At 60.0% G+C, this 26780-nt stretch carries 23 protein-coding genes and 1 other RNA gene; 18 read left to right on the top strand and 6 right to left on the bottom strand.

Annotated features, from left to right (window positions below; translation table 11 throughout):
* Positions 1–78: 78 nt before the first annotated feature.
* The 3 genes from QD409_RS08550 to QD409_RS08540 form a co-directional block, all read right to left on the bottom strand.
* Positions 79–870, bottom strand: a complete 792-nt coding sequence (locus tag QD409_RS08550) for a glycoside hydrolase family 25 protein (RefSeq protein ID WP_092853193.1) — start codon at positions 868–870, stop codon at positions 79–81.
* A gap of 214 nt (positions 871–1084) precedes the next feature.
* Positions 1085–1756 carry a class I SAM-dependent methyltransferase gene (locus QD409_RS08545; protein WP_430762426.1) on the bottom strand — a complete coding sequence of 224 codons (672 nt, stop codon included), beginning with the start codon at positions 1754–1756 and terminating at the stop codon, positions 1085–1087.
* Positions 1753–3000, bottom strand: a complete 1248-nt coding sequence (locus QD409_RS08540) for a DUF3419 family protein (RefSeq protein ID WP_092853197.1) — start codon at positions 2998–3000, stop codon at positions 1753–1755. Before QD409_RS08540 ends, QD409_RS08545 begins: the two co-directional genes overlap by 4 nt.
* Before the next feature lie 191 nt (positions 3001–3191).
* Here QD409_RS08540 and QD409_RS08535 point away from each other — a divergent pair, with 191 nt between their 5' ends.
* Positions 3192–4580 carry a serine hydrolase domain-containing protein gene (locus QD409_RS08535; protein WP_430762425.1) on the top strand — a complete coding sequence of 463 codons (1389 nt, stop codon included), beginning with the start codon at positions 3192–3194 and terminating at the stop codon, positions 4578–4580.
* A 27-nt stretch (positions 4581–4607) separates the two neighbouring features.
* Here the strand turns inward: QD409_RS08535 and QD409_RS08530 are convergent, their stop codons facing one another.
* The 3 genes from QD409_RS08530 to QD409_RS08520 form a co-directional block, all read right to left on the bottom strand.
* Positions 4608–5744, bottom strand: a complete 1137-nt coding sequence (locus QD409_RS08530) for a transglycosylase SLT domain-containing protein (RefSeq protein WP_430762424.1) — start codon at positions 5742–5744, stop codon at positions 4608–4610.
* Between the two features lie 135 nt (positions 5745–5879).
* The gene (locus QD409_RS08525; protein WP_092853203.1) at positions 5880–6515 is read right to left on the bottom strand and encodes a LysE family translocator; all 636 of its coding nucleotides are present in this window, start codon (positions 6513–6515) and stop codon (positions 5880–5882) included.
* A gap of 120 nt (positions 6516–6635) precedes the next feature.
* A complete protein-coding gene (locus QD409_RS08520) occupies positions 6636–7847 on the bottom strand; it encodes a pyrophosphate--fructose-6-phosphate 1-phosphotransferase (RefSeq protein ID WP_430762423.1) in 1212 nt (403 codons plus the stop codon).
* Between the two features lie 289 nt (positions 7848–8136).
* Here QD409_RS08520 and QD409_RS08515 point away from each other — a divergent pair, with 289 nt between their 5' ends.
* The 17 genes from QD409_RS08515 (at position 8137) to murB (ending at position 26727) form a co-directional block, all read left to right on the top strand.
* Positions 8137–8847 (top strand): TerB family tellurite resistance protein, encoded by a 711-nt coding sequence (locus QD409_RS08515; protein WP_430762422.1) that lies wholly within the window; start codon positions 8137–8139, stop codon positions 8845–8847.
* Positions 8844–9605, top strand: a complete 762-nt coding sequence (locus QD409_RS08510) for an N-acetylmuramoyl-L-alanine amidase (RefSeq protein WP_430762421.1) — start codon at positions 8844–8846, stop codon at positions 9603–9605. Before QD409_RS08515 ends, QD409_RS08510 begins: the two co-directional genes overlap by 4 nt.
* Positions 9606–9870: 265 nt before the next feature.
* Complete coding sequence (locus QD409_RS08505; RefSeq protein ID WP_430762420.1) at positions 9871–10428, top strand: lytic transglycosylase domain-containing protein; 558 nt, start codon at positions 9871–9873, stop codon at positions 10426–10428.
* A gap of 77 nt (positions 10429–10505) precedes the next feature.
* The gene (locus QD409_RS08500) at positions 10506–11699 is read left to right on the top strand and encodes an NAD(P)/FAD-dependent oxidoreductase (RefSeq protein WP_430762419.1); all 1194 of its coding nucleotides are present in this window, start codon (positions 10506–10508) and stop codon (positions 11697–11699) included.
* Positions 11700–11766: 67 nt separating this feature from the next.
* Positions 11767–12166: RNase P RNA component class A (gene rnpB / locus QD409_RS08495), an RNA gene on the top strand.
* A gap of 429 nt (positions 12167–12595) precedes the next feature.
* The gene (gene mraZ, locus QD409_RS08490; RefSeq protein ID WP_430762418.1) at positions 12596–13036 is read left to right on the top strand and encodes a division/cell wall cluster transcriptional repressor MraZ; all 441 of its coding nucleotides are present in this window, start codon (positions 12596–12598) and stop codon (positions 13034–13036) included.
* Between the two features lie 14 nt (positions 13037–13050).
* Positions 13051–14076 (top strand): 16S rRNA (cytosine(1402)-N(4))-methyltransferase RsmH, encoded by a 1026-nt coding sequence (rsmH, locus tag QD409_RS08485; protein ID WP_430762417.1) that lies wholly within the window; start codon positions 13051–13053, stop codon positions 14074–14076.
* Between the two features lies 1 nt (position 14077).
* Positions 14078–14602, top strand: a complete 525-nt coding sequence (ftsL, locus tag QD409_RS08480; RefSeq protein ID WP_430762416.1) for a cell division protein FtsL — start codon at positions 14078–14080, stop codon at positions 14600–14602.
* Positions 14602–16356, top strand: coding sequence for a peptidoglycan D,D-transpeptidase FtsI family protein (locus QD409_RS08475; protein WP_092853221.1), 1755 nt, complete (start codon positions 14602–14604; stop codon positions 16354–16356). Before ftsL ends, QD409_RS08475 begins: the two co-directional genes overlap by 1 nt.
* A gap of 65 nt (positions 16357–16421) precedes the next feature.
* Positions 16422–17885 carry a UDP-N-acetylmuramoyl-L-alanyl-D-glutamate--2,6-diaminopimelate ligase gene (locus QD409_RS08470; protein ID WP_430762415.1) on the top strand — a complete coding sequence of 488 codons (1464 nt, stop codon included), beginning with the start codon at positions 16422–16424 and terminating at the stop codon, positions 17883–17885.
* Positions 17882–19342, top strand: coding sequence for a UDP-N-acetylmuramoylalanyl-D-glutamyl-2,6-diaminopimelate--D-alanyl-D-alanine ligase (locus QD409_RS08465; RefSeq protein WP_430762414.1), 1461 nt, complete (start codon positions 17882–17884; stop codon positions 19340–19342). Before QD409_RS08470 ends, QD409_RS08465 begins: the two co-directional genes overlap by 4 nt.
* Before the next feature lie 11 nt (positions 19343–19353).
* Complete coding sequence (gene mraY / locus QD409_RS08460; RefSeq protein ID WP_004116058.1) at positions 19354–20475, top strand: phospho-N-acetylmuramoyl-pentapeptide-transferase; 1122 nt, start codon at positions 19354–19356, stop codon at positions 20473–20475.
* A gap of 7 nt (positions 20476–20482) precedes the next feature.
* Complete coding sequence (murD, locus tag QD409_RS08455; protein ID WP_430762413.1) at positions 20483–21895, top strand: UDP-N-acetylmuramoyl-L-alanine--D-glutamate ligase; 1413 nt, start codon at positions 20483–20485, stop codon at positions 21893–21895.
* A gap of 1 nt (position 21896) precedes the next feature.
* Positions 21897–23051: a putative lipid II flippase FtsW gene (gene ftsW, locus QD409_RS08450; RefSeq protein ID WP_092853229.1), complete on the top strand. Its 1155-nt coding sequence runs from the start codon at positions 21897–21899 to the stop codon at positions 23049–23051.
* Positions 23052–23222: 171 nt separating this feature from the next.
* Positions 23223–24344, top strand: a complete 1122-nt coding sequence (murG, locus tag QD409_RS08445; protein ID WP_430762412.1) for an undecaprenyldiphospho-muramoylpentapeptide beta-N-acetylglucosaminyltransferase — start codon at positions 23223–23225, stop codon at positions 24342–24344.
* Positions 24341–25756, top strand: a complete 1416-nt coding sequence (gene murC / locus QD409_RS08440; protein WP_430762411.1) for a UDP-N-acetylmuramate--L-alanine ligase — start codon at positions 24341–24343, stop codon at positions 25754–25756. Before murG ends, murC begins: the two co-directional genes overlap by 4 nt.
* Complete coding sequence (murB, locus tag QD409_RS08435) at positions 25753–26727, top strand: UDP-N-acetylmuramate dehydrogenase (protein WP_430762410.1); 975 nt, start codon at positions 25753–25755, stop codon at positions 26725–26727. Before murC ends, murB begins: the two co-directional genes overlap by 4 nt.
* The last annotated feature ends 53 nt before the right edge of the window (positions 26728–26780 follow it).

Below are 26780 nucleotides of genomic sequence, written 5' to 3'. Positions count from 1 at the left end.
AACGATCCTCTCTAGTGATAGAATAGGGTCGCTTTCACAGAAGATTGTGACATTAGCAAGAGAGAAGTGGCATCAGTCTCAAGAATTTCCTTGCTTCTGTACTGCTGCCACCCAGTTGTGCCAATTTTGCTCGGAACCGGCAAAGACATTGATATCCGTCGGGCCTTTGATGCCGGGAATGATACCTGTGGATGTATATTGCCAGAAGGCCCACGTGCGATCCGCGTAAATCTCTTTGGGATGTTTTGCCACCGAGCGAACCCAGAAGTGATAGTCCTTGAAGTAACCGACAAGATTCTGGCGGTGGAAATCGACCGATGTGTAGATGATCGGGCGCTTGCCGTAATAGGCTTGGAGGCGATCCATGAACCGTTTGATTTCTGTTCGCACCGTTTCGGGGTCCGGTCTGGTCTTGCAGGTCGGTGATCCGGGATTCCATTCGACATCGACGACAGGCGGAAGCGCCATGGCATCCTTCGGCACGTTGCGGATGAACCAATCGGCCTGTTCGTCGGCGGTGGAGCAGAAATAGAAGAAATGATAGGGCGCGTGCAGAAGTCCTGCGGCGCTCGCTTCATTCCAATATTCGGTGAAGCGCGGATCGATCCTGTCCTTGCCTTCCGTCGCCTTGATGAAGACGAAGGCAACTCCCGAGCTCTTGACGGTTTTCCAGTCGATATCGCCCTGCCATTTGGAGATATCGATGCCGTGGATGGGGTGGCGCTCCGGATGATCGCGGCCGAAATCCTGCGGCTTGGTATCGCTGAACTTGGTTTTGGGAAGGGACGTTGTCGAAAGGGCGTCATAGCCCGTCGTGCAGCCATTCAAGAAAAGGGCGAGCGGCAGTAGACATGCCAGAAGCCGGCGCATGGGTATCCTGTTATGGCGCGAGTGATCTTGCTGCCCCAAGACTTGGCTTCCGTAATATGGTCCCCGAGAATCCGAAAGAGCGGCAGACCATACCGTTGCCAGCTGGTCTTGCCACTTTATTCACCATATCAACGTAAAAAATGCGTTATCTTCAAGCAAATTCTTATGCTTGATTGCTTCCGGCCTGTGATTTAGCGCTGAAAATAGCTGTTGCTCAAGCCTGCTTGGCGACGACGGCTCGCCAGGCATAACCCCGCCCGATTTTTTCGGTCTTGAGAGACATGCCGCGCGCTTGCGCCTTTTCCTGCAGCACAGTGAGGAGATCGGCGCGCGGGGTGACGTGGAACTTCCTCAGCCATCCCTTGAGAAGAGCTTGGAACCAGCTCGGCAAGCCTTCCTGCTGGCCGAAATCGACGATGTGGAGCTCACCGCCGGGTGCCACGGCATCGAGCGACGCATCGATGGCACTTTTCCAGTCGGGAATCATCGACAGCGCGTAGGAAACCATCACGCGGTCGAAACCATCGACATTGAAGTCGGTGGGCGAGAAGGCGGTGGCGTCGGCGACGCGAAAATCCGGCATCTGCTTCAGGCCGCGAAAATTCCGGCGCGCGGAAATCAACATCTCCTGCGAAATGTCCAAGCCATAGAGCCTTGCGGAAGGGAAGTTCCGGTAAGCCAGCAGCATGTTGCGGCCAGTACCGCAACCGACTTCAAGCAGCGAGCCGCCGACGCGCACGTTCAGTTGCGCTATCGTTCGGTCGCGTCCGAAGAGGTAGTATTTGCGTGTCAGATCGTAGATGTGACGCTGATAACGGTACATGCCGTCCATCAGCCTGGCATGGTTGTTGGAACTGGTCTCTATGCCGGTATCCGCCTGGCTCACGCTTTTTTCCCGTAGATGTGGAAGCCGCCGTAGATGGCAGAACGATCGAGTGCATTGAGCTCTTGCGAACGTTCTTCGAAATAGACCCACTGATCGCGGATTGCCGGAGAGAGACGGCCTTCGATGATGCTCTTTTCGGCCGCGGTACGGAAGATGACGCGGGCGCCTTCGCGCGCCGTGCGGGTGATCTCCGCCCAGAGGCTGTTGAGCTGCTCGTCAGTCATCCAATCCTGCGCATCGAGCAGGATGTAGCGGTCGCGAGAGGCGGCCGGCTTCGAGGCGAGCAGTTCGGTGAAGTTGGCATGGTGCACGTCGACGCGATCGGCATTAGCGCGGATAGCGGCATAATGCTCGGGCTTCAGATAGGTGGGCAGGGGGCCCTGATGCTGACCTGCATAGCGGCGTGCGAAGGCCTGCCACGCAAAATAATTGTCGCGCATCGGGAAATGGCAGGCGAGCTTTTCCAAGCGGTGCTTGAGCACGGCCGAGATGGAATCGTCTCCGGCAAGGCTCGCAAGTTCGTCATATTGCTGCGGCGGGATGCCGAGACCGAAGAGCGAGCTCTTGCGGCCGAGCAGCCAGCGAACCGCCCGCCGATCGAAGATCGGAGCGATTTCGTTTTCGAAGAACTGCCGCTGTTCGCGCAGCGTGCGGGCTTCCGTCATCTTGGCAAGCCGGACGCCATGCAGGCGCGCGAGCACATGGGCTGCGCCGATGAAGCGGCCGAGCAGACCGGTCTTGTAGATGTTGCGGTTGAAGACCGTAACGCGGCGGCGGCCATAGAGGTCGCGGCCGTCCCAGTAGGAAGCCGTGGCTGCATCCAGCCGCGGTGCGATGTGCAGGTCGTAGGCCTGGCTGTTTGCGGCAGCATCCGGCGTCGCGAAGAAGCGCACCAGATCGGAATGGCCGGGCAGCAGCCGGAAGGCTGCGAGCTTCAGCTTGTTCAGCGCGATATGATGACGGTTAAGGTCGACAACATCGATCGAGGCCGGGCTCTGAGAGAGATAGGCAAGCATATTGCAGCCGCCGGAGCCGATGGTGACGATGCGGTGATGCGGCTGAAGCTCCATCGCCTGCATATCGACATCCGGATCCTCCCAGATCTGCGGATAGACGAGGCCGGAAAACAGCATCCCGAAGAGGCGCTCGGAGAGGCCAGCTTTGGAGAGTGCCTTATGCTGCAGCAGAGCGTCCTTGAGTTTCCGGTTCTTCTGGAGACCGGCATCCGGGGCGAATTCCGTCATCTGAGTCTTGTTACCGTTTTTTAAGGTTCAGGGCGTGTAACCCGGCAATGCTACAGTCTGATGACGCAGACTGTTGGAATATCCGGCGGAAATGCGCTGCTGCACATATTTCAGGAGTCCCGGCGGCGATGGGGCTTTCTTCTTGCACCGTTTCCTGATTGTCTCCGCCTACCTTTAGGAGGGTATGTGACATGCGTTTGATTTCGAGAGTGATCGTAGCACTTGTTGTTTTGCTGCTGATCATTGTCGCAGGCGGAGCCGTGTGGCTTTCCGTTTCGCCGCCGGAACTGCTGAAGGTCGGCGATGGCTATGCCGCCAAGATTGTCTGCTCCAACACATTCGTTGCCAAACGCGATCCGGCTCAGGTGCTGGCTGACGATGTGCAAGCTCCTGGAAATCCGGCACTGAAGCTCATACAGGTTTCAGTCGATCGGGACGATGGCGTGGTCAGGGCGCGTTTCCTCGGGATGTTCGCTCCTAACTATGCACTTTATCGCGGAGCGCTCGGCTGCACGGCAGTGCCGGACGGCGATTTGCAGGCAGCACGCAGCGCCGTCTTCCTGAACAAGGTCAAGTCTCCGAAGAACGATGCGCTGTGGCCGGACGGAGACACCGTCAATCTCGCCGAGGGCGAAGAGGGCACCAAGCTTGCCAATATCGTGGCGAATCCCGATCTTGCCGGCCCCGCCATGCGCGCTCTCGTCGTGGTCAAGGATGGGCATATCGTGGCCGAAGCCTATGGCGACGGCTTCAGCAAGGCTACGCCCCTGATCGGCTGGTCTATGACGAAAACCGTCAATGCCGCCATTATCGGTCGCCTCATGCTGGCCGGCCGCATGTCTTTCGACGACAAGAATCTCCTTCCGCAATGGAGCGCCGATGCGCGCAAGGAGATCAAGCTCAGCGACCTTCTCGCCATGGAGAGCGGCCTTGCCTTCAACGAGTCCTATGGCAACGTTTCCGATGTAACCCGCATGCTTTACCTCGATCCGGATACGACGAGTATCGCAGCCAACGCGCGTCAGGTATCAGCGCCAGGCGAACGCTTCAGCTATTCCAGCGGCACCGGGATATTGCTCTCGCGGCTCTGGATGAACCGGCTGCCGAACCTGAGCGCTGCGATATCCTATCCGCGCGAAGCGCTTTTCGGGCCGCTCGGCATGCACAGCGCCGTTCTTGAGGCCGATGAACGCGGAACTTATGTGGGCAGCTCCTATCTCTATGCCAACGCGCGCGATTGGGCGCGCTTCGGCCAATTTCTGCTGCAGGATGGCGTCTGGAAGGGGAGCCGTCTTCTGCCGGAGGGCTTCGTTGGCGCCATGCGCACGCCGACGACAGCATCCGAAGGCGTTTACTCGCAGGTTCAGGCCTGGCTCGCAGGCCCCGGCGGCTCGAACGCTCAGTTCGGCTTGCCGGCGGATACGTTCTGGCTGACCGGTCACGATGGCCAGACCATCGCGATCGTTCCATCAGCCAATCTCGTCGTGGTTCGTATGGGACTGACGCCATCCTGGGCCGATTACCGGCCGCAAATCCTGCTGAAGCGGATCATGGATGTGATAAAGCCGGCCACAAACTAGGCCGGCTTTCAAGATGCTTCGGTAAAATCAGTAATTGCCGTTGGCGACGTCCGACAGACCCTTGCGCTTGGCATCGTAGTAGTAGCCTCGAGCATAGAGCTGAACGGCGCTGGCTTCCTTGTTCTGGGCCTTGCTGTCCGCCGTCATCCACGCGCCGCGCAGGTATTTCGCGGCATACTTGATGTTGGTCTCGGCATCGAGCAGACCGGACGGCGGGCCTTCGTAGCCCATCGACTTGGCCGTGTTGTATTTGATCTGCATCAGGCCGAAATAGCCGGCCCTGTTATAGGCCTTCGGATTATAGCGGCTTTCGCGGTGAACGACGCGATGGATCAGCGATTCCGGGATCTCGTAAAGCTTGGCGTATTTCTGAATCAGCTTCGTGACGTAACCCTTTTGCTCTGTGGGAACGTCGGAATCATAATTCTGGGTGGTCATGACAGCCGGCACGACCGTCGGTCCGGTGCTGTCGAAGTTGAAGTCGTAATGCGCGCGGTTATCCGCATAGCGTAGAGCACCGATCTGCGCGGGCGTCGCAAAGGCGACTTCTGTCTGCGCAGCTGGATCGGGGCGCGGGGTCGGCACGGCGACCTGGATGGCAGCGATGTCCGATGTCATCGGGATCGTCGGTTCTGCCTGCGCAATGGGGCCGGAGACCGGCATCATCGCAGCATCACCGGGACGCGCCGGGTTGGGCATCGGAATTGCAACGACGGAAGGAACGAGCGGCACGTCGGAGGCGGCATAGGCGGCCGCTGCCGTCATATTGGCCGCAGGCGCGCCCGTCGCAGCGGCGATGGCAACGCTCGCTCCGTTTGCTGCCGCTACCGTCGGCTGGCCGAAACGGGACTGCGCGGCGTCGATCTGCTGCTGGTTGACCGTACCGGCAGCCACGCGACCGGATTTTGCCATTGCCGCCTGTTGCGGCAGCTGCGGCCCGATGAAACCCGGTGCTACTGCTGCCATTGCTACGCCGCCTGCGGGCGCGGCGGCGCCAGTTGCGGTCAGGGTCGTATTCGGATGCGGCACGTTGGTGTGTGCCGACGGGAGTTCTGCCTGAGACGTCTGCTGCTGCTGAGTGCTTGCACACCCTGCGAGAGCGCCGCACATCATTGCCGATAAGGCAACGCTGCGCTTCAGGCTGGGAAATCCGATCGCTACCATTCTGTCACTTTCGAAAAAACCAAACCTAATTTGCGATGCAATTCGGTCACAGGACCTCACAATTCGGTCACAGGATCGATAAAATTATGAATCCCCATTAACCTATCCGTGATCGCGCCGCAACCCTGGACGGCGTCAAGCAGCCATCCGGCGGTATCCGGCGGTCACTGCGCCGGCTGCAATCAACAGGGTTCCGCCGGTTCGGTTAACGGCGCGTTGCACGTTTGCCTTGCGAATAAACCCGCGCGCCATGTCGGCGACAAAGACGTAAATCAGTGAATTCAATGCCGCCAGAGTGAGGAAAGTTGCCTCCAAAATAAGCGTTTGCTCAAGAAATGGCTTCGACATGTCGAGGAACTGCGGCACGAAGGCGATGAAGAAGACGATGCTCTTCGGGTTGAGAGCCGTTACAACATAAGCGTGCAACATAATCTTTAACGGTTTTTCTTCCGGAAGATTGTCGTTATCGCCCATCGGGCCGGTCACAATTGGAGCCCGCCAGAGCTTGATTCCGAGGAAGACGAGATAGGCTGCGCCGATCAGCTTCAGAATCGTGAACAAGGTCGCCGAGGCGGCGAGGAGGGCGCCCAGGCCGGCCAGGGAAGCTGTCATCGCCGTGAAGTCGCCGAGCGTGACGCCGGTGACTGTCGCCAAGGCCGTTTTGCGGCCATGGCCAAGCGCATAAGAGATGACAAGGAGAATGGTCGGCCCCGGTATGGCCAGCATAATGCAGGATGCGGCGGCGAAAGCGAGCCAGGTTTCGATGGACATGGAATCCTCCCCTATTCCTTTTTCGCCGCCAGCAAAGACATCGGATTGACGATCAGTCAATCCGCCTGATTATGAATCGGGCCGCTTGATCAGCGATCAGGCCGATTGATCGCCGATCAGTCAGGCTTGTGTGTATTTCTGCCCGATATGCGCCATCACGTCGGCGAACCAAGGCGCGGATATGTCGAATGCCTTTCCGCCCTTAATGCGGGGGAATTCGATGACGCGCAGCTTGCCGCCCTGGCCTTCGTCGTGGCCGGTGACGCCGGACACCTTGTTGAGGGCGCTTTCGACCGCGAGATCGACCATGCCCTGGATAAGGCGGAGATCATCGCCGTTTGCCGGTGCGGAGCGCGCGAAATAACCCGATTTCTGCACCATGGAGCGCTCGGCGCCGATGATCGACGCAAATTGCTTCTGGAACCAGCCGCCGACGTTGATCGTGTCGATCTTCACATGGCCGAAGGCATCGCGCTTGATGGTCTCGCCGGCGGCTTCGCGCTCGGCGACGATTGCGTCGAGGGCGGCGCCTTCCGATACGAACAGGGTCACCTGGCCGGTCTTCTCCATGATTTTCCGCAGCCGCTCGCCTTCCGCCTCGATATTGAAGGCCATTTCCGGCAGGTAGAGGCCGTCGATGCTCTTCATCGCGGCATTCATCATGAAGCCTTCGACATATTCGTTGGCGCTGGTCTTCTGGATATAGGCGCGGGCTGTGGCCGCCGTCAGCCAGCCACAGTGACGGCCCATGACTTCATGAATGACCAAAGTACGTGGGGCAGCGGTCTGTTCGTTGCTGACATTGTCGAAGAAATGCGCGCCGACTTCGGCTGCCGTCCAGGCGCCGAGAGACTGGCGGATCGGCACGACGTCGTTGTCGACCGTTTTCGGCAGGCCGACGACGGTCAGGTTGTAGCCATTGGCGCCGAGATAGGCGGCGAGATCAGCCGCGGTCGTATTGGTGTCGTCACCGCCGATTGTATGAAGAATGGTGATGCCATCGGCTGCGAGGCGTTCGGCTGCGACGCGCAGCGGGTTTTCGCCTTCCTTGACCAGCCCGCGCTTCACGCAGTCGGCGGCATTGGTGAGTTTGACGCGGCTGTTGCCGATCGGCGAGCCGCCGTAGCGGTGCAGAAGGTGGGCGCGGTCGCGCATGGCCGGCGTCACCCCGATGCTGTCAGCCAGCAGAACACCTTGGTAGCCAGAACGATAGGCGATGATGTCGATCTCCGGCGCCACGTCGGTATAGCGCTGGATAAGCCCGCCAACCGCAGAAGAAAGGCAGGGCGCCAATCCGCCGGCTGTAAGCATTGCGACTTTCTGTTTGGCCATGGAGATCCTCCTTGCAGTCAAGCTGCGTCATTTCGATGGTTGCCGTCGGAATGGATGCGACAGGCGTGCATGGCTGTAAAGTAAAGAATTTAAGAAATCCGCGGTTTGTTTTGCCGCTCAGGCTCGGTCGGGCCGTGTTCGCGCTCGGCTGTGGGCGCGAGCCTGATACACGGCATCATTACCAAATTGTGAAAAGTGTTTTCGGCCTTGCGACGAATGGACCGCTTGCAATGGCAGGCATTATTTGGTCAAGGTGTCCCATAGTTTATGAGAGCCTGCGGAACCGCTTATGTCGTTTTGGGAAAAATTGCTGAATGCTATTGGTAGCACTGCTGGCAATGCCCTATCGGCGGTGGTCGAGGCTATTCGCACCGTGTTCGAAGGCGATCCGGAAACCCGCCGCAAGGTGGCCTTTTCCGTCGCGATCATCGCGCTTTCCGCCAAGATGGCGAAAGCGGACGGCATTGTGACCGAAAACGAGGTCAACGCGTTTCGCGAGATTTTCGAATTTCCGCCGGACCAGGCCAAGAATGTTGCCCGCCTTTATAATCTGGCACGGCAGGACGTGGCGGGCTACGAAGCTTATGCGGAGCGGCTGTCGACGCTTTGCGAGACCTGCACCAAGAATTGCCCTGTATTGGAAGACGTACTCGACGGCTTGTTCCATATCGCCAAGGCGGATGGTCTGATTCACGAAAAGGAAATGGATTTCCTGCAGCACGTTGCTCAGATATTCCATATGAGCGAGGATCGGTTCGACCAGATCATGGCACGGCATGTGAACGCCGGTGGCCGCGATCCCTACAAGGTGCTCGGCGTATCTCGCCAGGACGATTTTCCGACGATCCGCCGCCGTTATCATGGTCTCGTCTATGAGAATCATCCAGATCGCCTCGTATCGCGCGGTGTGCCGGAGGAGTTCCATGCCATCGCCAACGAGCGGATGGCAGCTTTGAATGCGGCCTATGCCGAGATCGAGAAAGAACGCCGCGCAGCATGAATGCATTTAAGGCCGATTTCGCTCGCGCCAAGGTACAGCCGTCGCCGAACCACGGCGAACGGCGCGATGGTGTTCGACCAGACATCATCCTTCTGCACTATACCGGCATGGGCACGGCCGAGGGAGCGCTGGATTGGCTCTGTCGCCCGGAAAGCCAGGTGTCGAGCCACTACTTCGTTTTCGAGGATGGACGCATCGTTCAGCTCGTTCCCGAAGAGCGGCGTGCCTGGCATGCGGGCAAGAGCTCGTGGCATGGCGACATCGACATCAACTCACGGTCGATCGGCATTGAAATAGCCAATGCCGGCCATCCCGGCGGACTGCCTGAATTTCCTGAAGCGCAGATCGAAGCGGTCATCGAACTGTGTCACGATTGCGGCCAACGCTGGGCAATCGCGCCTGAACGGGTGCTTGGGCACTCCGATGTAGCCCCTGTGCGCAAGGTCGATCCGGGTGAAAAATTCCCCTGGGCGCGGCTTGCGGCTGAAGGTGTCGGGCACTGGGTTGAGCCGGCTGCCATTACCGGCGGGCGCTTCTTCCAGAAGGGCGATGTAGGGCAGCCGATCGAGGCCTTGCAGTCCATGCTCTCGCTCTACGGGTACGGAACTGAAATCACAGGCGAATTTTCAGAGAAACTGAAGGGCGACGTCGAGGCTTTCCAGCGCCATTTTCGCCCCGAGCGTGTCGACGGCATCGCCGATTTTTCCACGATCGATACGCTTCACCGCCTTCTGTCCGCATTGCCTCGCTTTTCATAAAGACGCGGTCGCCGGCAGCGATATCCATAGCTGGCTATGAGCCGTAAAGTGCGTAACTCCCTGCTATGCCACAGCTTTTCCCTATTATCTCCGCATTACGTTGATCTAACGGCGCTCACTGAACGGCGGCCGCGCCGTCTGGTTTGTGTGTCGCGCGGTCGTAGACGACAAATGGGGACTGTGCACTCCGGTGGCTCTTTTTGCCTCCAACCGGACGGACGGCTTGAGGCTGTCCGCAGTCCCGCGCCCGGAGACAAAAGACTACATGAAAAATTTGATTGTTGCGGCAGCAGCGTGCGTGGGCATGCTGCTGATGGGCTATAATTGTGCCTTTGCGGGACCGCTTGATGCAAAGCAACGGACCGCTCCTCTCAAGACTGTCAGCCGCACCACCGGCTTTCCAACGCCCAATGTTCCCGCCGAAATGCGTAGCGCCGAAGAGTCCTTCGTCCGGCAAGATCGTTACTCCGCACTGATTACCAAATATGCCAAGCAGAACGGCGTGTCCGTCGATCTGGCGAAGGCCGTCATTAAGATCGAAAGCAACTTCAATCCAAAAACGCACGGAAGCGCCGGGGAAATCGGCCTGATGCAGATCAAGCCGGCAACGGCGCGGCTGATGGGCTATTCCGGTCGTGCCAAGGGGCTTTACGATCCCGAGACGAACATCAAGTTCGGCATGAAATATCTAGCCATGGCGCAGAACCTCGGCGGTGGCCCGACCTGCAATACCATCCTGAAATACAATGCCGGTCATGGCGCCACGCGCATGAACCCGGTTTCGAAGCGTTATTGCGGCAAGGTCTTAGCGCTTCTGAACTGACGTCATGCTCAAGGTAGCGGGTAGGGCGGAATCGCTTTCCATGTTATCGAACGACCATCATTTGCGAGGGTTATAGCATGGCAGCGGATTTCAGGTTCATCGTCGTCGGTCGGGGTATGATGGGGGCAGCCGCCGCCCGTCATCTGGCCAGGCAAACGGACGGCATTGCTGTCATCGGGCCTGATGAACCCGAGAACCGCGACAGTCATGAGGGCGTCTTCGGCAGCCATTATGACGAGGGGCGCATTACCCGGACGATCGATCCGGACCAGGATTGGGCCCGCCTCGCAAATCGTTCGATCAGCCGCTACGCGGAAATCGAACGGGATAGCGGCATCCAATTCTATGCACCCGTCGGCTGCCTCGTCACCGGCCCGAAGCGGGGGAGCGAAACCACTTATGTCGACGATGTCGTCGAAGCAGCCGGGCGGCTCGGCGTTCGAACTGATATCCTCGACGATGCCGGGCTTAAGGCGAAGTTTCCCTTCTTCTCCTTTGCGTCAGGAAGCGAAGGGGTGTTTGAACCGCATGGCGCTGGCCACATTAGCCCACGCCGGCTGGTGAGGGCGCAGTCGCTGCTGGCGGAAAAGGCCGGCGCGCGAGTGATCAAGCAGACTGCCCTATCGATCCGCGATGAGGCTGGCCTCGCGGTTGTGACGACCGCCGAGGGCGAGACTTTCAGCGCCGAAAAAGCGCTGCTGGCCGCCGGCGGTTTTTCCATTGCCGAGAATCTCTTGCCGCGACCTGTTGAGATGAAGGTTTATGGCCGCACGGTCACCTTTTTCGAGGTGAGCGAAAGCGAAGCCGAAGCGCTTTCCGGCATGCCGTCGCTGATTTCGGTGACGCCAGGCGACGTGGACAGCATCTATATGCTGCCGCCGATCCGCTATCCGGATGGCAAGTATTATATCAAGATCGGCGGCGATCCGGACGATCTTCAGTTTGAAAACGAGACGCAGCTGCGTGCGTGGTTCCGCACGCACGGCCGCGACAAGGCGCGCGAGCATCTGGTGCGGATATTCCATCAGCTTGTTCCGAGTGCAGCTCGCCCGCCGGCTTTCACCAATTCCTGTGCCGTTTCCTATTCGCCAACTGGCTACCCGATGATCGGCTATACATCGTCGCCACGTCTGGCGGTTTTGACCGGCGGTTGCGGTACTGCCGCCAAGAGTTCCGATGAGATCGGCCGGTTAGGAGCGGAGCTTCTGCTCGCAGGTCGAATCAAAGACGAAGGCTACAGCACGGATTTCTCAGCGCATTTCCGCAACTGATATTGGGCCGGGGCAAAGCCGCATATTTCGGTGGCAATTGCCTGAAGTCTCGGTTAATGAGCCAGTGCCAGTTGGCCGGGCAGCCGCGCTTCATCAATGCCGAAAGGCGATGAGGTGAGGAAAGTCCGGGCTCCACGGAAACACGGTGCCGGATAACGTCCGGCGAGGGTAACCTCAGGGAAAGTGCCACAGAAAGCAAACCGCCCGGTCTTGCGACCGGGTAAGGGTGAAAGGGTGGGGTAAGAGCCCACCGCGTCTCTGGAAACAGCGACGGCACGGAAAACCCCACCGGGAGCAAAACCGAATAGGGATGACGCGGAGCGCGCAAGCGCTCCAGCCTGTTTCCGGGCCGGTCATCCGGGTGGGTTGCAAGAGGCGTCGCGCAAGCGCCGTCCCAGATGAATGGCTGCCACGTTCCGGCCTCGGCCGGAGCCATACAGAACCCGGCTTACAGGCCAACTGGCAAATCAACACGTCCCTTCAACAAGGGCGCTTTCGCTCTCTCAAAATAATTTCGGGAGCCTTTGGATGCCCTGGTTTTCCGGGGTTTCCTGTTGTTGCGGGCAAGAGTTTTCGCCTGTGAAAACAATCCGTTTCGGGGTGTCCGCTGAAGGTGATCCTAACCTTTCGTTAAACTTAACGGCTTATGAATATTCGAGCTGTTGCCATGGCTGACGTGGCTTCATCCCATTGACGCCCATATGGTCCCATGGTATCCCAAACGAACACTGCATACGGGCAAATCAGAGCCCAATCATCGCAAAGCCGTGAATGCTCCCGTTCCGGGAGTGTCGAAGGGGCGTCGGCTCTTTCGGTTTGCGAAGCTGTGTCCGATTTTGGCTGTGTCTGCGAGCGCATGATTGCACGCGGGTCATGGGGAACGGGTGTTTCGGGTCATGAACCGCTTCCTGTCAAATGCGACCAAACGGATCGATGCCAAGGGGCGGGTTTCCGTGCCGGCGGCGTTTCGTTCCGTACTGGCCGAGCGCAATATTCAGGAGCTTTATTGCTTCCAGGATTTTGTTTTTCCGGCGATCAGTGTCGGCGGTCTCGATCTGCTCGATCGCTTCGAACGGCAGATCGCGGCGGACGATCCTTTTTCGCCGGCGGCGAACCAGATGTCGCTCCTCATTCATGGGGGCGGGGTCTTCATGAAGCTCGATGCGGAAGGGCGGCTGATGGTCACGGATTTCATCCGCGACTTCACCGGAATTGCAGGCGAAGTGACCTTCGTCGGTCGGGCGGATCATTTTCAATTGTGGCGACCGGAAGCCTTTCTGGCTTTGCAGGCGCAGGCACGAGAGGAGCGCAGGCTGGCGGGCAGGCGCTCGGAATAGAACGGGGAAGCGGAATGGTGGCGAATTCAGGCGGAGGTTCTTCTGATGCCGGTGGCGGACCGGTTCGTCACATTCCGGTTCTCCTTTCCGAAGTGCTCGAGGCGCTGGCCCCCGCGCCTGGCAAGATTATTCTCGATGGAACGTTCGGCGCGGGTGGCTATACCTCGGCTATCCTGGCTGGTGGTGCCGATGTAATTGCGCTCGATCGCGATCCGACGGCGATTTCGGCTGGGCAGGCGATCGTTGCGGCTCATGGGGGCCGGCTCAAGCTCATTCAGTCGCAGTTCTCTCAGCTCTCCGATCATGCGCCTGCCGGCGGTCTCGATGGCGTCGTGCTCGATATCGGCGTCTCTTCCATGCAGATCGATGAGGCGGAGCGCGGCTTTTCCTTCAATAAGAGCGGCCCGCTGGACATGCGCATGTCGGCAAGCGGCGTGTCGGCGGCCGATGTCGTCAATCGTGCCAAACTGGCGGATCTCATTCGCATCTTCGCGTTTCTGGGCGAGGAAAAACAGGCGCCGCGGATCGCGCATGCCATCGAAAAGCGTCGTGCCGAGGCTCCCTTCGTGACCACCCGCGACCTCGCCGGTCTGATCGAGATCGTGACGCCGCGAAAGGCCAAGGACAAGATCCATCCTGCCACGCGCGTCTTCCAGGCATTGCGCATCTTCGTCAACGACGAGCTCAGCGAACTGGCTCAGGCGCTGTTTGCCGCCGAGCGCGCGCTCAAGCCGGGCGGGCGCCTGGTTGTCGTAACCTTCCATTCCCTGGAAGACCGGATCGTCAAGAAGTTCTTTGCCGATCGCTCCGGCCGTGCTGCCGGATCCCGACACATGCCGATGGTGCATGAGCGGGCGGCAACCTTCGATGCCATCGGTAAGTCGATGGTTTCAGCGAGCGATGCGGAGGCGGAAGCCAATCCGCGGGCGCGCTCGGCCAAATTGCGTGCCGGCCTTCGCACGACGGCACCCGCCGAAGCCGCCGATCTCTCGATCTTCGATCTGCCCAATCTCGCCAGTCTCGGAAAGCTCGGAGGTTGATATGCTGAAGACTTTTGACATCGTGCTGATTGGCGTCATGACGGCGATGGCCAGCGTGACCTATACGATCAAGCACCGGGCTGAGTTGAAGCTGGAAGAGGTTCGTCGTCTCGAGGCCGATATCAAGCTCGAGAAGGACACGATCGAACTCCTCAAGGCCGACTGGGCCTTGGTCTCGCAGCCGAACCGCCTCGAGCGTCTGGTCAACAACTACAGCAAAGAGCTTCAGTTGCAGCCGACCCTTTCGACGTCCATCGTTCAGCCGAGCGAGTTGCCGATGCTGCGCTCGCAGGTTCCGCCGCCAATCGTGGCGGATGCGAAGGACGGCGGCAAGAGCGGCAAGCCGGTCGGTTCCAAGGGGATTGCCGCTGCAGCCTCCAAGAATGGTGACACGACCGACGCGCAGATCAGAAAGGCCATCGCCGACGTCGCGTCCGCTCCGGCGCCTCGGCCCAAGGCGCCCGCCTTGGCCAAGCGCAAGAAGCCGGAAATCGACAACATCGCAACGGGATCGGTGGCCGAATAATGTCTTTCCTTTCCCGCATCATGGTCTTGAAGAGCAAGGCGCATTTCTCCACCGACGGCAACAATCGACCGAGCGATGGTTTTTCCCGTTCGCGGTTCGAAGGAGCGCGCAAGCGCAAGGCCAATCAGGCCAAAAGCCGCGTTGTTCTGCTGGTGGGTAGCTTCATTGCCATCTATTGTGTGATCGGCGGCCGGCTTGCCCAGTTCGCCATGACGCCGCCCGACACCACCTCCAGCATTCTGCCGCCGGATCGCCTGATGGCCTCGCGCCCGGACATCGTCGACCGCAACGGCGCTCTGCTGGCGACCGACATCCGTACAGTCTCGCTGTTTGCCGAGCCGAACAAGATCATCGATGCCGACGAGGCCGTCGAAGAGCTGCGCAAGGTCCTTCCGGATCTCGATGCGAAATCCACTTACAGGAAGCTTGCTGCCAAAAACTCGCATTTTGCCTGGCTTCGCCGGCAGCTGACGCCGAAGCAGCAGAGCCAGATCCTGGCGCTTGGCATCCCCGGAATCGGCTTCCGTCCCGAGAAGCGTCGCTTCTATCCGGGTGGTACGACCGCCCCCCATATTCTCGGTTATGTCAACATCGACAATCGCGGCGTTGCCGGGATGGAGAAATACATCGATAATCAGGGCCTCGCCGATCTGGCAGCCGCAGGCATGACCAACGACCAGCCGCTGCAGCCGGTGAAGCTTTCGATCGACCTGCGTGTGCAGGGCATCGTCCGCGACGCGGTCGTCAACGCCGTCAAGAACTTCCAGGCGAAGGGGGCAGGCGCAGCGGTGATCGACGTGCACACGGGCGAGGTGCTGGGCATGGCCTCGGCCCCCGACTTCGATCCGAACTATCCGAACGAAGGCGCCAGCGAGGGATGGCTCAATCGCATGACGAACGGCACGTTCGAAATGGGATCGACTTTCAAGACCTTCACCATGGCGATGGCGCTCGATTCCGGTAAGATCAGCTTGCGCGACGCTTTCGATGCGACGAACCCGATCCGCATCGGCGGCTTTACCATTCATGACTTCCATGGCCAGCGTCGCGTGCTGAGCGTTCCGGAAATCTTCCAGTATTCGTCGAACATCGGTACGGCGAAGATCGCCGATCTTGTCGGGATCGATGCGCATAAGGAATTTCTGACCCGCCTGGGCCTGCTCAATAAGATGGACACCGAATTGCCTGAGGTGAAGGCGCCGAGCCAGCCTCGCGTCTGGAAGAAGATCAACTCGATCACCATTTCCTTCGGCCACGGCGTCTCGACCACACCGCTGCAGACTGCGGTTGCAGCGGCAGCGTTGGTCAACGGCGGCAAGCTGATCGAGCCGACCTTCCTGCCGCGCTCGCGTGATCAAGCCGATTCGATCGCAAAGATGGTGGTCAAGAAGAGCACCAGCGACGACGTTCGTTACCTGCTCGAATTTAACGGCACCCGTGGCTCCGGCCGCAACGCCCGCGTTCCCGGTTATAATGTCGGCAGCAAGACTGGCACGGCCGACAAGGTCGTCAACGGTCGCTATTCGCATACGCTGAACTTCAACAGCTTCCTGGCGGCGTTCCCGATCGACAATCCGCAATATATGGTCATGACCTTCATCGATGAGCCGAAGAGCGGCGAGCGCGGCGGCGGCACGATCTCGGCCTTTACGGCACTGCCGATCGCCCGTGACATCATCGCCAGAGCTGCGCCCATCCTCGGAGTACAACCCAGCTTTGGAAAAGATAACTCGGCCTTGCTGGCGTCTTATTAAGCGTGAAAGAATACACGGGTCGATTCGCGAGAGGGCGGATCGATCAAGAGCGAAAAGTACATTCGATGAAACTGCGGGATATTGCCGGAGATGGATTTCCGGAACTCAACACACAGATTGACGGAGCGCTTGGCGACCTCGAGATAGTCGGGATTTCTGCCGACAGCCGACAGGTATCGCCGGGCATGGCCTTTGTTGCCGTTGCAGGTACGAAAGCCAACGGCGCGAGTTTTATTGACGATGCGACTTCGCGCGGCGCCTCCGTCATCGTTGCGGGGCCTGGACGCGCCGCGAACGGCGTGCCCTTGCTGCGGGTATCCGAGCCGCGCCGGTTTCTCGCGGTTGCCGCCTCCCGTTTCTACGGACGTCAGCCGGAGACCATGGTTGCAGTGACCGGAACCGCCGGCAAGACTTCGGTCGCATCCTTCACTCGGCAGATCTGGGCCTTTGCCGGACACCCGGCCGCGATGATCGGCACGACGGGCGTGGTGTCGCCGACCCGCAACGATTATGGCTCGTTGACGACACCGGATCCGTCGTCGCTGCACGCGCTGCTTGCCGAACTTGCCGACGAAGGCGTGACCCATGCGGCGATGGAAGCCTCCAGCCACGGCCTCGATCAATTCCGGCTCGATGGCGTCAAGCTCGCCGCCGCCGCCTTTACCAATCTCGGTCGCGACCACATGGACTACCATCCGACGGTCGAGGACTACATGGCCGCCAAGATGCGGCTGTTCAGAGATCTGCTGTCGAAAGGTTCGCCGGCGGTGATCTTTGCCGATGATGCCTGGTCGGAGCAGGCGATCGCTGCAGCTCGTGCCGCCGGGCAAGATGTGCGCACGGTGGGACGCAAGGGCGATTTCCTGACGCTGAAGCGCGTCGAGCATTTCCGCCACAAGCAGATCGCTGAAGTCCATGTCGGCGATGAGATTTTCGAAATCCATATCCCGCTAGCGGGCGATTTCCAGGTTGCCAATGCGCTTGTCGCTGCCGGTCTTGCCATATCGACGGGTGTTGCCGTGTCGGTTGCAATGGCGGCGCTGGAGAAGCTCGTCGGCGCATCCGGCCGTCTCGAGCTCGTCGGTCATACACATGACGGCGCGCTTGCCTATGTCGATTACGCTCATAAGCCGGACGCGCTGGAAAACGTCCTGAATTCGGTGCGGCCGTTCACGACGGGCCGCGTCATCGTCGTCTTCGGCTGCGGCGGCGACCGCGATCGCGGCAAGCGCCCGATCATGGGCGAAATCGCCTGCCGTCTCGCCGATGTGGTCGTCGTGACCGACGACAATCCGCGTTCCGAAGATCCGGCTGTTATCCGCGCGGAAATTATGGCAGCGGCTGCCTGCGCCACGGAGGTCGGCGATCGCGCCGAAGCGATCCGCAAGGGCGTCGGCATGCTGAAATCCGGCGACACGCTGATCGTCGCCGGCAAGGGGCATGAGGAAGGGCAGACGATCGGCGGCGTAACGCTGCCTTTCTCCGATCATGCCGAACTGCGCAAAGCATTGGAGGAATTGAAGTCTTGAGCTGGCTATGGACAACTGAGGATCTGATCGCTGCAATCTCGGGCCGCTTCGTCGGGTCGCTGCCTGCCGGGATTACAGGCATTTCCATAGACAGTCGTTCCATCAAGGCGGGCGAGGCCTTTTTCGCCATCAAGGGCGATCGTGTCGATGGTCACGACTATGCCAATGTCGCCATGGCGAACGGCGCGGCCTTTATCGTCATCAGCGAGGCGCGTCTGCCCGCAATGGGTAGCCTGACCGTGCCGAAGGTCGTTGTGGATGATGTGTTGGCGGCTTTGGCGCGGCTGGGCGTTGCGGCTCGTCGGCGCACGCAGGCCAAGATCATCGCCGTCACCGGATCCGTGGGCAAGACGACCACGAAAGAGATGCTGCGCCGTGCGCTGACACCATCGGGCAAGGTGCATGCCTCCGTTGCCTCCTTCAACAATCATTGGGGCGTGCCGCTCACTCTTGCACGCATGCCCGAAGATACGGATTTCGGCGTTTTCGAAATCGGCATGAACCATGCCGAGGAGATCAGGCCGCTCGCAAAGATGGTGCAGCCGGATGTCGCCATCATCACCACGATTGCGCCGGCACATCTCGGCAATTTCAACAGCATCGGCGAGATCGCCGCAGCCAAGGCCGAGATTTTCGACGGCGTGGTGCCCGGCGGGCATGCCATCCTCAACCACGACAACGACCAGTTCGAGATGCTGGAGCGCGCAGCGACGGCGGCAGGCATCGAACACATTCACAGCTTCGGCCAGCATGCCAAGGCCGATGTGCGTCTCGCCGAATTCAATACCTCGGAAGAGAACTCAACACTCTGGCTGACCATCGGCGGCGAGACGCTGGAAGTGGCGATCGGCGCGCCGGGTCGTCACATCGCCGAGAATGCGCTTGCCGTGCTCGGCGCTGTCATGATCGTCGAGGCGGATCTTGACCAGGCTGTCGCGGCGCTGGCGGACCTGCAGCCGGAAAAGGGCAGAGGGCAGCGCCATAAACGTGCGATCGGCAACGGCTCCTTCACGCTGATCGATGAGAGCTACAATGCCAATCCCGCGTCCATGCGCGCAGCCATCGGGCTGCTGGCGACGACATCGCCGAAAGCGGGTGTCGGCGGTCGGACGGGCAGGCGGATCGCCGTCCTCGGCGACATGTTGGAAATGGGGGATTACGCCCAGCAGGTTCATGCAAACCTTGCCGGACCGCTTTTGGCGGCCGGTATCGAGCATGTCTGGCTGGCGGGTCCGGAGATGGCGGCTTTGAGGGATGAGCTGCCGGAAAGTGTTCATGTCGAATATCGTGAGACGACGGAGGAACTCTCGGAATTCGCGCTCAACTCGGTCGCCCCTGGCGATGTGTTGATGGTGAAATCGTCGTTGGGGATGAAGTTTGGAAAGATCGTGGCCGGCTTGCTTGACAAGTTTCCCGCATTTTCCGACACGGGCACCCGCACCCATCAGGGGCTTTAGAAAGGGCTCTTATGCTGATTTGGCTAGCCGAACTGTCGGACCATATTCAATTTTTCAGTACACATTTCAGATTCCTCAATCTGTTCAGATACATCACGTTCCGTACCGGCGGTGCTCTGTTTACCTCAGCGTTGATCGTCTTCCTTTTCGGACCGCGAATCATCTCTTCGCTGCGCGTGCGTCAGGGTAAGGGACAGCCGATTCGCGCGGATGGTCCGCAAACACACTTCAAGAAGGCGGGCACGCCGACCATGGGCGGCCTGATGATCCTTGCTGGCATCGTTGTGTCGTCGCTGCTTTGGGCGGATCTGGCCAATGTCTACGTGGTCGCCACGCTGCTCGTCACGCTCGGATTTGGCGCAATTGGCTTCTATGACGATTATCTGAAGGTGACGAAGCAGAGCGACAAGGGTTTCTCCGGTCGCGCGCGCCTGGGCATCGAATTCGTCATCGCGGCGATCGCCGTGTACTTCATGATGACGACGGCACTGTCTTCCGGTCCCGCCGGCTCGACCTTCGGCTCGTCGGTCGCGTTCCCCTTCTTCAAGAACCTGCTGCTCAATCTCGGCATGTTCTTCGTATTCTTCGGCGCCTTCGTCATCGTAGCCGCCGGCAATGCCGTCAACCTGACCGACGGTCTTGACGGGCTTGCGATCGTGCCGGTCATGATCGCGGCTGCGTCCTTCGGCGTCATCGCCTATCTCGCCGGCAACTTCGTCTTCGCCGACTACCTCGCGATCAATTTCGTGCCGGGCACGGGCGAATTGGCCGTCGTTCTCGGTGCTGTCATCGGCGCCGGCCTCGGCTTCCTCTGGTTCAATGCGCCGCCGGCCGCAATCTTCATGGGCGATACCGGTTCTTTGGCGCTGGGCGGCATGATCGGCTCGGTTGCTGTCGCTACGAAGCATGAGATCGTCATGGCGATCATCGGCGGTCTCTTCGTCGTCGAAGCGCTTTCGGTCATCATCCAGGTTGGCTTCTTCAAGATGACGAAGCGCCGGGTGTTCCTGATGGCGCCGATTCACCATCACTTCGAGAAGAAGGGCTGGACGGAAAGCCAGGTGGTTGTTCGCTTCTGGATCGTTGCAGTCATTCTGGCAATGATCGGTCTCTCCACTCTGAAGCTGCGGTGAGGCTCCGATGATCCCTGTCACCACGCTGAAAGGAAAGAAGGTCGCACTCTTCGGTCTCGGCGGTTCGGGCTTTGCGACGGCGCGTGCGCTTGTTGCCGGTGGCGCCGAGGTCACGGCCTGGGATGACAATCCCGACAGCGTGGGCGATGCGGCGGCCGAGGGCATCCCGGTCGCCGATCTCAGGACGATCGATTGGAATGCCCTGTCGGTCTTCGTCTTGTCGCCGGGCGTACCGCTGACGCATCCGAAGCCGCACTGGACGGTCGATCTCGCACATGCCGCTGGCGTGGAAGTCATCGGCGATGTCGAACTCTTCGTGCGCGAGCGGCGAGCGCATGCGCCGGATTGTCCATTCATCGCTATCACTGGAACGAACGGCAAGTCGACCACAACGGCCCTGATCGCTCATATCCTGCAATCGAGCGGTCGCGATACGCAGCTCGGCGGTAATATCGGTACGGCAATCCTGACGCTCGACCCGCCGAAGGCCGGCCGTTTCTACGTCGTCGAATGCTCTTCCTACCAGATCGATCTCGCGCCGACGCTCGATCCTTCTGCCGGTATTTTGCTGAATCTAACGCCCGATCATCTCGACCGGCATGGCACCATGCAGCATTATGCCGATATCAAGGAGCGTCTCGTTGCGGGCAGTGGCGTTGCCGTCGTCGGTATCGATGACAGCTATTCCTCGCTGGTCGCCGATCGCATTGAGCGGGCGGGCACCAAGGTGACGCGAATCTCGCGCCGGCATGCGTTGGCGGATGGTCTCTATGCCGAGGGCAGCCGCATCATGCGGGCATCGAACGGTGCAGCGAGTGGGATCGCCGATCTCGACGGTATCCAAACCTTGCGCGGTGGTCATAACGCACAGAATGCAGCAGCGGCGATTGCCGCTTGCCTTGCGGTTGGCGTCACCGCCGATGAGATTCGCGCAGGGTTGAAATCCTTCCCAGGTCTCAAGCATCGCATGCAGCCCGTTGGCCGGCGCGGTCGGGTCGTCTTCGTCAACGACTCCAAGGCTACCAATGCGGATGCCGCGGCGCCGGCGCTTTCGAGCTACGAGAATATCTACTGGATTGCCGGCGGTCTGCCGAAAGAGGGTGGCATTACGACGCTCGCACCGCTCTTTCCGCGCATCGCAAAAGCCTATCTGATCGGTGAGGCTGCTCCTGCCTTTGCGGCAACGCTCGGTGAACAGGTGCCCTACGAGATCTCCGGCACGCTGGAGCGAGCCGTGGCGCACGCGGCCGCGGACGCGGACGGGGACGAGCATCAGTCTGCGGCGGTGATGTTGTCACCGGCTTGCGCAAGTTTCGATCAATATAAGAATTTCGAGGTCAGGGGTGACGCGTTCGTCAGCCATGTGGCTGCGATCGAGGGCGTCACCATGCTGATCGGTTCAGCAACTGGAGGCAAATGATATGGTAAGCCGCGTTGAACGTGGGGCCTTGGCCGAATGGTTCTGGACCATCGACCGTGTATTCCTTGCCCTTTTCATCCTGTTGATCGGTATCGGCTTCATGCTCTCCTTCGCGGCGTCGCCTGCGGTGGCAGAGCGCATCGGGCTTGAGCCTTTCCATTTCGTCAAGCGCCACGCCCTGTTCCTCGTTCCGGCGATCGCGGCGATGATCGGCATTTCGTTCATGTCGCCTCGTCAGGTACGGCGCACGGCGGTCATCCTGCTGATCGTTTCGCTGGCGATGATGCTTTTCGCGCTGTTCTTCGGCATCGAGGTCAAGGGTTCGCGGCGCTGGGTTAACATCGCGGCGCTGTCGATTCAGCCTTCGGAATTCATGAAGCCCGCTTTCGTCGTCGTCTGCGCCTGGCTGTTTGCCGAGCATGCGCGCCAGCCGGAAATTCCGGGCAATCTCTTTGCCATCATTCTGTTCGGCATCGTCGTTGCGCTGCTCGTCGCGCAGCCGGACCTTGGACAGACGATCCTGACGACGGCCGTCTGGGGTGGCATGTTCTTCATGGCCGGCATGCCCTGGCTCTGGATCATCGTTCTTGGCGGCTTTGGCGCCGGTGGTTTCGTTGCGGCCTATTACGTCTTCGATCACGTGGCGCAACGCGTCAATAAATTCATGACCGGTGAGGGCGACACCTTCCAGGTCGATACCGCCAAGCAGGCGATCGTCCATGGCAACTGGTTCGGCGTCGGCCCGGGCGAAGGCGTCGTCAAGCGGATCATCCCGGACGCCCATACCGACTTCATCTTCTCGGTGGCTGCCGAAGAGTTCGGCGTGATCTTCTGCATGGTACTCGTCTGCGTCTTCGCCTTCCTCGTGCTGCGCGGCCTGTCGCATGCCTACAGGGAGAAGAACGACTTCAATCGTTTCGCGGTTGCCGGCCTGGTGCTGCAGATCGGCATTCAGTCGATCATCAATATCGGCGTGAACCTGCAGCTGCTGCCCGCCAAGGGCATGACCCTGCCGCTGATTTCCTATGGTGGTTCGTCGATGACCGCGATCTGCGTGACCGCAGGCTTCATTCTGGCGCTGACGCGTCACCGCCCGGAAAAGCGTGCGCAGGATCGCAGCATGTTCCGTGTCACGCATGGACTGCCGGCGGAGTAGCATCGTGGACTTGCCCTTACTTCACCCCATACTTCCCGTTCATTCTCCGGTCGCTTTTGCACAGGCGCCGGTCTATGAGAGGGGCTTGGTCCGCGCTGATGACGCGGTCGTGGCGACTTCCTATATCAGGGAGATGCCCCGAGTAATGGGGTCTTCGCGGGAGCGAAAATTATGAGTAAAGGCATTGTCCTTCTTGCCGCCGGCGGAACCGGCGGCCACGTATTTCCGGCCGAAGCTCTGGCCTACAAGCTGAAAGAGCGCGGCTATTCCGTGCACCTGGTCACCGACAGCCGCGCCGAACGCTATGCTGGCAAATTTCCGGCCGATGAGATCCATGTCGTGCCCTCGGCAACGATCGGCTCGAAGAGCCCGTTGAAGGTTGCGCGCGCCCTTTGGACGCTGTGGAGGGGCATGCGCGCCGCGCGCAAGCTGATCCAGAGAATCAAGCCCGTCTGCGTCGTCGGTTTCGGCGGTTATCCGACTGTCCCGCCATTGCTTGCGGCTACACGCATGGGCGTGCCGTCGATGCTGCATGAGCAGAATGCCGTCATGGGCCGCGCCAACAAGATGCTGGCGACGCGGGTGCGGGCGATTGCGGGCGGTTTCCTTTCAGAAGAGGGACCGTTTGGGGAGAAGACGGTCACAACGGGCAACCCCGTACGTCCGGCCGTCATCGAAGCTGCGAAGCGACCCTATGTGCCTTCCGTTCCGGACGATCCGTTCAATCTGGTCGTTTTCGGCGGCAGCCAGGGCGCACAATATTTCTCAAAAGCGGTGCCGACGGCCATCAGCCTGTTGGAAGAGCCGCTGCGCAAGCGCTTGCGGATCACGCAGCAAGTGCGTCCCGAGGATATGGAGACGGTCAACAGCTGCACCAGAAAGCTGGAGATGGGCGCCGATGTCGCGCCATTCTTCAACGACATGGCCGAGCGTATCGGTGCTGCGCATCTGGTTCTCTGCCGTTCCGGTGCTTCTACAGTATCCGAATTGGCAGTAATCGGCCGTCCGGCCATCCTGGTGCCCTATCCGCATGCGCTCGATCACGATCAGGCGGCCAATGCCGCAGCACTGGCGGCAACCGGCGGCGTCAAGGTCATCGCGCAATCGGAACTGACGCCGGAAAAGCTTTCCACGATCCTGCGCGGCTCCATGACCATGCCGGAAAAACTCGCCAAGATGGCGGCGGCCGCCAAGCAGGCAGGCAAGCCGGATGCGGCTAACTTGCTTGCCGACATGGTTGAGGCTATTGCCGGGGGACGTTCAATTCAGCAATTCAAGGGGGCAGGCGTATGAAGCTGCCGAAGGCAATCGGCCTTGTGCATTTTATCGGTATCGGTGGTATCGGGATGAGCGGCATCGCCGAGGTGTTGCATAACCTCGGCCATCGCGTGCAGGGATCCGACCAATCGGAAAGCGCCAACGTACAGCGGCTGCGCGACAAGGGCATTCCGGTCCATATCGGTCACAAGGCGGAGAATCTCGGCGACGCGGAAGTCGTGGTCGTTTCCACTGCCATCAAGAAGAGTAACCCGGAACTCATTGCTGCGCGCGAGAAGCTGCTGCCGGTGGTGCGTCGTGCCGAAATGCTCGCCGAACTCATGCGCTTCCGCAATGCGATCGCCATCGGCGGCACACACGGCAAGACGACGACGACATCGCTCGTGGCGACGCTTCTGGAAGCCGGCGGGCTCGATCCCACCGTCATCAACGGCGGCATCATCAATGCCTACGGCACCAATGCGCGCATGGGCGCGGGCGAGTGGATGGTTGTCGAGGCCGACGAATCCGACGGCACGTTCCTGAAGCTGCCAGCCGATGTCGCAGTCGTTACCAATATCGATCCGGAGCACCTTGACCATTACGGCAATTTCGATGCCGTCCGCGCGGCTTTCCGGCAGTTCGTCGAGAACGTGCCGTTCTACGGCTTCGGCGTTATGTGCATCGATCATCCGGAAGTGCAGGCGCTCGTGGGGCGCATCGAGGACCGCAAGGTCATTACCTATGGTGAGAATCCGCAGGCCGACGTGCGTTTCATGAATGTGCGCGTCGAAGGCACGCGGTCGCTGTTCGATGTCGAAATTCGCAGACGCCGCACCGGCAAGGTGATCCATATCAAGGATCTGGTGATGCCGATGCCCGGACGTCACAATATTTCCAACGCGACGGCGGCTGTTGCCGTTGCCAATCGGTTGGGCATCTCCAACGAGGCAATCGCCAGAGGGCTGGCGTCCTTCGGCGGCGTCAAGCGGCGCTTCACGCTGACAGGCGAATGGAACGGGGTGAAGGTTTTCGACGATTACGGTCATCACCCGGTCGAGATCAAGGCCGTGCTGAAGGCTGCGCGCGAGGCCTGCAAGGGCCGTGTCATCGCCGTGCATCAGCCGCATCGCTACACGCGCCTGTCGAGCCTTTTCGAAGAGTTTGCCGCCTGCTTCAACGATGCCGACAGCATCTTCCTGGCGCCGGTCTACGCCGCTGGTGAAGATCCCATCGAAGGCGCGGATTCACAGACTCTCGTGTCGCGCATCAAGGCTAGCGGCCATCGCGACGCGCGCTATCTGTCGGCACAGGAAGATCTTGCCGCCATGGTTGCGGAGATTGCGCAACCGGGTGATTTTGTGGTTTTGTTGGGGGCTGGCAGTATCACATATTGGGCAGCATCATTGCCAAAGGAATTGGAAGGCCTCTCGGGTAAATCCGCATGAAACAGGTAAATGGAGAAAAGCTTCTGGCGTCGCTCGGCGACAGCGTAAAGGACATCAGGGGAAGGCTGACGCCGGACGCGCCGATGGATCGCGTCACGTGGTTCCGCGCCGGTGGATTGGCGGAGCTCATGTTCCAGCCGCACGATACGGACGACCTGATCGCCTTCCTGAAGATCCTGCCGGAAGCAGTACCGCTGACGGTCGTCGGCGTGGGGTCGAACATATTGGTGCGCGACGGCGGCATTCCGGGCGTTGTCCTCAGGCTTTCGGCCAAGGGCTTCGGCGCGGTCGAGCTTGCAGGCGAGAACCGCATTCTGGCCGGCGCCATCTGCCCGGACAAGCACGTCGCCGCCATGGCGATGGACAACAGCATCGGCGGTTTCCATTTCTTCTACGGCATTCCGGGCAGCATCGGCGGCGCCGCGCGGATGAATGCCGGCGCCAATGGTGCCGAGACCCGCGAGCGCGTCATTGAAGTTCATGCAATCGACCGCAAGGGCGAAAAGCATGTGCTGACCAACGCCGAGATGGGCTACAGCTATCGGCATTCGGACGCGTCGGAAGACTTGATCTTCACGCATGTCCTTTTCGAAGGCTATCCCGAAGATCGCGCCAAGATCCGCGCGGAGATGGATGCCGTGCGCGCGCATCGCGAGACGGTGCAGCCCATTCGCGAGAAGACCGGGGGGTCGACCTTCAAGAACCCTGAAGGCCTTTCCGCCTGGAAGCTGATCGATGAAGCCGGTTGCCGCGGTCTTGTGATCGGCGGCGCGCAGATGTCGTCGTTGCATTGCAACTTCATGATCAACATGGAGCAGGCGACGGGCTACGATCTGGAATATCTCGGCGAACAGGTGCGCCGCGAGGTTTTCGAGAATTCCGGGGTCAAGCTGGAATGGGAAATCAAGCGCTTCGGCCACTTCATGCCCGGTCGCGAAGTTCGCCCGTTCCAGGGCGTCACGACCGAATAAGTTGGTGCCGTAATCGGCTCAAACCTCATAAAGTGATTCAAGAAAAGAGGCCG

Origin of the sequence: Rhizobium sp. BR 315 (genome assembly GCF_050577975.1) — a bacterium.
Classification (GTDB): Bacteria; Pseudomonadota; Alphaproteobacteria; order Rhizobiales; family Rhizobiaceae; genus Rhizobium; species Rhizobium miluonense.
The sequence above is the reverse complement of the archived record's forward strand: the minus strand, read 5'-3'. Positions and strand labels throughout refer to the sequence as shown.

Coding starts and splice junctions, on each gene's coding strand:
- QD409_RS08550 (WP_092853193.1), bottom strand. CDS start 870: ATGCGCCGGCTTCTGGCATGTCTACTGCCGCTCGCCCTTTTCTTGAAT.
- QD409_RS08540 (WP_092853197.1), bottom strand. CDS start 3,000: ATGACGGAATTCGCCCCGGATGCCGGTCTCCAGAAGAACCGGAAACTC.
- QD409_RS08535 (WP_430762425.1), top strand. CDS start 3,192: ATGCGTTTGATTTCGAGAGTGATCGTAGCACTTGTTGTTTTGCTGCTG.
- QD409_RS08530 (WP_430762424.1), bottom strand. CDS start 5,744: ATGGTAGCGATCGGATTTCCCAGCCTGAAGCGCAGCGTTGCCTTATCG.
- QD409_RS08525 (WP_092853203.1), bottom strand. CDS start 6,515: ATGTCCATCGAAACCTGGCTCGCTTTCGCCGCCGCATCCTGCATTATG.
- QD409_RS08520 (WP_430762423.1), bottom strand. CDS start 7,847: ATGGCCAAACAGAAAGTCGCAATGCTTACAGCCGGCGGATTGGCGCCC.
- QD409_RS08515 (WP_430762422.1), top strand. CDS start 8,137: ATGTCGTTTTGGGAAAAATTGCTGAATGCTATTGGTAGCACTGCTGGC.
- QD409_RS08510 (WP_430762421.1), top strand. CDS start 8,844: ATGAATGCATTTAAGGCCGATTTCGCTCGCGCCAAGGTACAGCCGTCG.
- QD409_RS08505 (WP_430762420.1), top strand. CDS start 9,871: ATGAAAAATTTGATTGTTGCGGCAGCAGCGTGCGTGGGCATGCTGCTG.
- QD409_RS08500 (WP_430762419.1), top strand. CDS start 10,506: ATGGCAGCGGATTTCAGGTTCATCGTCGTCGGTCGGGGTATGATGGGG.
- mraZ (WP_430762418.1), top strand. CDS start 12,596: ATGAACCGCTTCCTGTCAAATGCGACCAAACGGATCGATGCCAAGGGG.
- rsmH (WP_430762417.1), top strand. CDS start 13,051: ATGGTGGCGAATTCAGGCGGAGGTTCTTCTGATGCCGGTGGCGGACCG.
- ftsL (WP_430762416.1), top strand. CDS start 14,078: ATGCTGAAGACTTTTGACATCGTGCTGATTGGCGTCATGACGGCGATG.
- QD409_RS08475 (WP_092853221.1), top strand. CDS start 14,602: ATGTCTTTCCTTTCCCGCATCATGGTCTTGAAGAGCAAGGCGCATTTC.
- QD409_RS08470 (WP_430762415.1), top strand. CDS start 16,422: ATGAAACTGCGGGATATTGCCGGAGATGGATTTCCGGAACTCAACACA.
- mraY (WP_004116058.1), top strand. CDS start 19,354: ATGCTGATTTGGCTAGCCGAACTGTCGGACCATATTCAATTTTTCAGT.
- murD (WP_430762413.1), top strand. CDS start 20,483: ATGATCCCTGTCACCACGCTGAAAGGAAAGAAGGTCGCACTCTTCGGT.
- ftsW (WP_092853229.1), top strand. CDS start 21,897: ATGGTAAGCCGCGTTGAACGTGGGGCCTTGGCCGAATGGTTCTGGACC.
- murG (WP_430762412.1), top strand. CDS start 23,223: ATGAGTAAAGGCATTGTCCTTCTTGCCGCCGGCGGAACCGGCGGCCAC.
- murC (WP_430762411.1), top strand. CDS start 24,341: ATGAAGCTGCCGAAGGCAATCGGCCTTGTGCATTTTATCGGTATCGGT.
- murB (WP_430762410.1), top strand. CDS start 25,753: ATGAAACAGGTAAATGGAGAAAAGCTTCTGGCGTCGCTCGGCGACAGC.